General features: G+C 44.5%; 5 protein-coding genes. 1 reads left to right on the top strand and 4 read right to left on the bottom strand.

Features of this window, described 5'->3' with window-relative positions; genetic code table 11:
- A partial coding sequence (locus F6K38_RS21355) for a hypothetical protein (RefSeq protein WP_287357404.1) occupies positions 1-257 on the bottom strand: 257 nt, incomplete at its 3' end.
- A 9-nt stretch (positions 258-266) separates the two neighbouring features.
- Here F6K38_RS21355 and F6K38_RS21350 point away from each other — a divergent pair.
- Positions 267-1,442, top strand: coding sequence for an LptF/LptG family permease (locus F6K38_RS21350; protein ID WP_353736758.1), 1,176 nt, complete (start codon positions 267-269; stop codon positions 1,440-1,442).
- A 219-nt stretch (positions 1,443-1,661) separates the two neighbouring features.
- Here F6K38_RS21350 and F6K38_RS21345 read toward each other — a convergent pair whose 3' ends face one another.
- From F6K38_RS21345 to F6K38_RS21335, 3 genes are all read right to left on the bottom strand, one after another.
- Complete coding sequence (locus tag F6K38_RS21345) at positions 1,662-2,870, bottom strand: 4-hydroxy-3-methylbut-2-enyl diphosphate reductase (RefSeq protein ID WP_287251194.1); 1,209 nt, start codon at positions 2,868-2,870, stop codon at positions 1,662-1,664.
- Between the two features lie 168 nt (positions 2,871-3,038).
- Positions 3,039-3,908, bottom strand: a complete 870-nt coding sequence (locus tag F6K38_RS21340; RefSeq protein WP_287251195.1) for a GDSL-type esterase/lipase family protein — start codon at positions 3,906-3,908, stop codon at positions 3,039-3,041.
- A 134-nt stretch (positions 3,909-4,042) separates the two neighbouring features.
- Complete coding sequence (locus tag F6K38_RS21335; protein ID WP_131827441.1) at positions 4,043-5,521, bottom strand: ammonium transporter; 1,479 nt, start codon at positions 5,519-5,521, stop codon at positions 4,043-4,045.
- Positions 5,522-6,118 lie beyond the last annotated feature (597 nt).

Below are 6,118 nucleotides of genomic sequence, written 5' to 3'. Positions count from 1 at the left end.
GCACCATTACGGTCTTGGGGGTTTCCCCCACTCGCTATTGCATCAAGAAGCGCAAGAGTTTTACTTCTGACTTCTGACTTCTGACTTCTGACTTCTGCTATAAAACACCCCACACCCCACACCCCACACCACTTGTGATCAGAATTGCGATAGTTTGCAGATACTCCCATAACAAACATGGTAGGTTTACTGGATTGGGAAAACTTAGCAACAAAAGGCATGAAATTGTTTTCTATGCTTTTTGAAACTCTAACCACTTAACAAGATTGAAACTCGGCAAACCTTACTTCCTCAAATTCGTTTTTCCTAGCTTATCAGTGATGGATCGCTACATCGCTGCTGAACTCATCCCACCGTTTCTATTTGGTGTTGGCGGGTTTTCATCTATTGGTGTGGCTGTGGGTAGCCTGTTTGATATGGTAGTCAAAATCACTGAGTTAGGACTATCCTGGACAATTGCTGCCCAAGTCGTGCTGTTGAAGTTTCCTGAGTTTATGTCCTATGCCTTACCCATATCAGTACTTCTCGCGACACTAATAGCATATTCTCGCTTGAGTAATGACAGTGAGTTAATTGCCCTGCGCAGCTGCGGTGTGAGTTTATACCGACTGGTTGCCCCTGCTCTGGTTCTCAGCCTAGTGGTCACCGGGATTACTTTCCTGTTCAATGAATTAATTGTTCCAGCGGCTAACTACCAGGCAACTATAACATTAGAAAAAGCTCTTAATCAGGAAAAACCCGCTTTCAATGAAAACGGTATTCTGTATCCAGAGTATCAGACTTTTCCCCAACCCAATGGCACAACTACTCAGACACTCAAACGCTTATTCTACGCCAATGAATTTGATGGTCAGACCATGAAAGATTTGACTGTTTTGGAGTGGTCTAATCTGGGTAAGTTGAACAAAATTATTCTATCGGAATCAGCTCTTTGGAACTCTACGCAAAATACCTGGGATTTTTTCCATGGGTCAATTTATTTTATTAGTCCTAATACCTCTTTCCAAAAAATAGTAACCTTTGATCATCAAGAAATTCCATTTCCTAGAGCGCCCCTTGATTTAGTCACTAAAGCCCGTGACCCCTATGAGATGAATATTCTTCAAGCCATAGAAATGATCCAGTTGCTTCAGGGAGCTGGCGATCGCAAAAAACTCCGGATGCTGCAAGTGCGGATGCAACAAAAAATTGCTTTTCCATTCATTTGTATAATCTTTGGCTTAGTGGGAGCAAGCATCAGTATTCGACCTAAACGAATCAGCAAAGGGACTAGCTTTGGGGTCTGTTTAATCGTAATTTTTGGCTACTACTTACTGAGCTTTGTGATCGGAGGTTTTGGTATAGCGGGAATTCTCTCCCCTATTGTAGCCGCCTGGTTACCTAATTTATTCGGTTTCGGAGCAGGAGGATGGTTATTGTGGCGATTGGAGGCTAATGGTTGATGGGAATTTGGAGTAGGGAATAGGGAGTAGGGAGTAGGGAGTAGAGGAAATCAAATTGACTGTACCTTATTAAGCATTCAGCCCTTAGCTGTCAGCTGTCAGCTGAATGCCTAGATTAAATTTATACCCTTGGATGTTAATTTAAAATTGTTAAAATTGAAAATTATTAATGGCTATTAACCAGTTAAAATTTTCAATTTTAACTAATCCCAGTTAGTTCTAAACTGCTACAGCAGTCGCTTTAAGTTCAAAAATCTTATTGATTACATCTTCTACTACCTTATCAGGAGTAGACGCTCCAGAGGTTACTCCTACCACTATCGAACCAGAGGGAAGCCAATTTCGTGCTACTTCTACCTCCTGATGTAGGGGTTTATGCTCGATTTCATCAGCAGAAATAATCCGGTTGACACTGTCAATGTGATAGGATGGTAGTTGTCGCTCAATCGCAATTTCTTGCAGGTGAGTGGTATTGGAGGAATTAAAGCCACCAATCACAATCATCAAGTCTAGCTTTTCTTCCACTAGCTCCAACATGGCATCCTGCCGTTCTTGGGTGGCATCACAAATGGTATTGAAGCTTTGGAAGTGATCGTTTAAATTAGACGTACCATATTTCTTCATCATGGTGCGCTCAAAAAGTTTGCCCATCTGCTCGGTCTCGGTCTTGAGCATAGTAGTTTGGTTGGCAATCCCAATCCGCTCTAAATCCCGCTCTGGGTCAAAGCCAGCGGAGATAGCGTTTTTAAATTTATCGAGAAATTCCTCCCGGTTACCACCATTGAGAATGTAGTTGGCAACGTACTCCGCTTCTTGTAGATTCAGCACCACTAGATATTTTCCGGCAAAGGAACTCGTTGCTACGGTTTCCTCGTGTTTATATTTGCCGTGAATAATCGAAGTGTACTCTTTTTTCTTATGCTTCTCTACCGTGTTCCACACTTTGGACACCCAGGGACAGGTAGTATCTACAATCTTGCAGTCTTTCTCGTGGAGTAGCTGCATTTCCTGAACACTAGCACCGAATGCTGGTAAAATCACCACATCCCCAGCACCAACAACAGAGAAGTCTTTCTTGCCATCCTCAACGGCAATAAATCCTACTGACATTTCCCGCAAACGCTGGTTAACAGAGGGGTTGTGAATAATTTCATTGGTAATCCAGATCTGTTCATTGGGGAAGTGGGTGCGGGTTTCATAAGCCATGGCTACAGCTCGCTCTACACCCCAGCAAAAGCCAAATGCTTCTGCTAGCCGGATGGTCACATCTCCCTGTTGCAGCCGATAGTTATTGGCACGAATCTCTTGAATCAGACTGCTTTGATATTCCGATTCCAACTGAGAGGTAACTTCGGCTTCGTGACCAAATCCTTTGCGGTGGTAGTTATCTGATTTCTGGAGTGAGCGCTTGAAAGCTTTTGTATCCATGGAGCTATCTTAAGCAAATTACTTATCCATCACTGCTATTATTAATTTACTTTTAATCAACCCTGACGCAATCCGTTTAGGAATTGTGATAATTTTTGTTCCCTACTCCCTCGGTGCGCTTTCCGTAGGCGAATTAAATTCGCCACGGGTCGCACCGCTCCCTACTCCCTACTCCCTGCTCCCTGTCCCCTTTGCTATAGGAATAGCTAATCCTTCTTGGAGGATAAGTTGCTCAAAGATTTGTAAACCATAGCGCCAGACTAAGTAACCTTGGGGACTCAGATGCAAGCCATCGGTACTAAGCTCAGGTTGCAGGTTGCCCTGATTATCAGCAAAGAGGGGATAGAGATTTAGATAAATCGCTCCTTCTGCGTGAGCGATCGCTTTTAGCTGCTGGTTCAGATTTTGGATGCGACTGTTGGGGATAGTAAGTAAGCGATCGCGTCCTTCCCAGGTTGCCTGTTCAGCACCATGGGGCAAAATCGATTGAAGGACAATCTTAGTTTCGGTATGGGCTCGCCGTAAGTAGCGAATCGTTAGCCGTTGGTTTTCTAGAATTGCTTCATCCTTGACCCCCCGAATTAGGTCATTGATGCCGATCATCACAAAAATTGCTTCTGGCTTAGTCTGATCCAAAATATCTAAGCGCTTGAGCAACCCTGCTGAGGTTTCCCCAGACAGTCCTTGATTAAGCCAGTAGCGTTTTGGGGGTAGCAGTGCATTGGGAAACCATAGGCTTAGAGAATCTCCCAGCAGAACGGTTAACTGTTCCGGTTGTTGATTAGCCACTACCTTAGCTTCCCTCTCCAGCAGTGCCAACCATTGTTGGTAATTTAACTGGTGTCGTGGTCCTAATTCAATTACTGGTTCAGGGGTGGGATTTAAAATTCGGGTAGTTACCACAGGATGGCTAACTGGATTTGACGTTGACTGCTGATACTCACCCAGTAGTACCCAGCTGAGAGTCAGAATCATGAACCCATTGGCAGCAAGGGATATTAAAGCCCAAGGTGGACAACGCTTCAACTCAATGAACAAAAAATTGGCATTATTTCTGTTCTAACATCCGTTAGGGAAAAGGTAATACCATCAGGTGACAGTTGACAGTTAACGCTTAACTGTCAACTGTTAACAAAAGCTAGTTAAAAGCAATAGACCATGCTAGCAAAACTCTAAAATTCAGAGCTACTAGCCATGTCTGTACTACTACTGAAGTTACCCATGCTAGAACTAGGGATCACACTGGATTCCTTGACAAATCCAGCGTAAGCTTCCATACCGTGTTCGGCAATATCCAAGCCTTCCAGTTCTTCTTCTGGTGTCACCCGGATACCGAGGGTAAGTTTGAGCACGAACCAGACGATACCACTAAACAGCACGGTAAAGCCACCAATCGCTAGAATACCCAGGATTTGGGTGCCAAGTTGACCGGCACTACCGGCGGTAAACAGACCTGAATCTTTAGCGAAGAGTCCAACGGCTAGGGTTCCCCAGATACCATTGACCAAGTGGACTGAAATTGCCCCTACCGGGTCATCAATTTTGATGTTGTCAAAGAAGGAAACCGAGAATACAACAATGATGCCACCAATCGCACCAATAATCACTGCTGAGAGATAGCTGACATTGTTACAGGGAGCGGTAATTGCTACTAATCCAGCCAAAATCCCGTTGATGATCATCGACAGGTCTGGCTTACCATCTTTTAGCCAAGCCGTCAAGGTGGCGGTAATCCCACCAGCTGCTGCGGCTAGGTTAGTGGTCACCGCAATATAGGGAACTGCCTCACTAGCAGCTAGCTCAGAACCGGGATTGAAGCCAAACCAGCCGATCCAGAGAATCAAGCAACCAAGAGTTGCAATACTCATGTTGTGACCTGGGATAGCACGAGGTTCACCGTTTTCGTACTTACCGCTACGGGGTCCGAGGAAGGCAGCTCCCATCAAAGCCGCCCAGCCACCAACGGAGTGAACCACGGTTGAGCCAGCAAAGTCTGAGAATCCCATGGCACCAAGCCAACCATCACTGCTCCAAACCCAGTGTCCAGTGATGGAGTAGGAAAAACCAACAATCAGGATGCTGAAGATTAAGAAGTCTAGGAACTTAATCCGTTCAGCAACCGCACCGGACACGATAGTTGCGGCAGTTCCAGCAAAAGCAGCTTGGAATAGGAAAAATACCGATATCGGTAGACCTGCCGGAAATGGGTCTAACCCATAGGTAGCGGGATCTTCACTGCTTAGGAAAAAGCCCGACATCCCAATAAATGCATTGCCTTTGCTGAACATAAAGGAGAAACCAATTGCCCAAAACGCAATGGTTGCCAAGGCAAAGACGATTAGGTTCTTCGAGAGAATGTTTACCGCATTCTTCTGGCGGCAGAAGCCGGTTTCTAGCATTCCGAATCCGGCATTCATGAAGATAACTAGGATGGCAGCTACCAATATCCAGATAGCATTGAGAGTTCCCTGAATTTCGGCTGGGCTAGGTGCCGCACTATCCTGGGCAACAGCAGCTGTATGCCAAACTAGAACAATTATCCCTGTCAGAGGAATACAGGCGAGCCAGTAAGGGGAAAACGATTTTGCGATCGCTTTCAATGGCTCTAGATAAGGAGAATCCCACGATGAGCGGGAGGATTGGTGAGCCATCGGTCGCCTAGATTTTACTAGGGTACCCTTGTTTTTCATTGTTCGCTGAGATTTTGAACTTGACATAATAAGCGTTAACTTACCTCTCTTTTTGATACACTTCCTCACACTGAGAAACTTCAGGAAACAAATTGTAAAATTAGCCACCGAAACCTAATAGTCCATCATTTTTCAAGGACTCATCATGACCTCACCCTGCTACCTTTACATACCTGATTGCTAGATGCTAGACCCCTGTCTGGGCCAGTAATCAGGGAGTTTCTTCAGCTAAAGCCTTGTCTTAAGACAAAACCTTACAAATAACTGGGACTATAGTCAAGGGAATTAAAGCATTATTTAATGAAATATTTCATTAAATGAAATTTTTCATTAAAAATTGCTGCAGGATACCCCACCTACACTGGTAGAGTTATTTGCTGACGGTGCTTTCAAGGGATGGAAGCCACCTTGAAAGTACTTAGCCCCAACCGACATGCTGCACCTCTAACTAATGGTTTAGACTAATGGTTTTGAAATTAATCCAGTTCTAGGTTCAAGTAAGCATGTTTTCTTGGTAGAAAATTGACTAAGCAATTTCGATAAAACTGGTACACGATA

The organism is Moorena sp. SIO3B2 (genome assembly GCF_010692525.1).
GTDB lineage: Bacteria > Cyanobacteriota > Cyanobacteriia > Cyanobacteriales > Coleofasciculaceae > Moorena > Moorena producens.
This window is presented reverse-complemented; position numbering and strand designations above follow the sequence as displayed.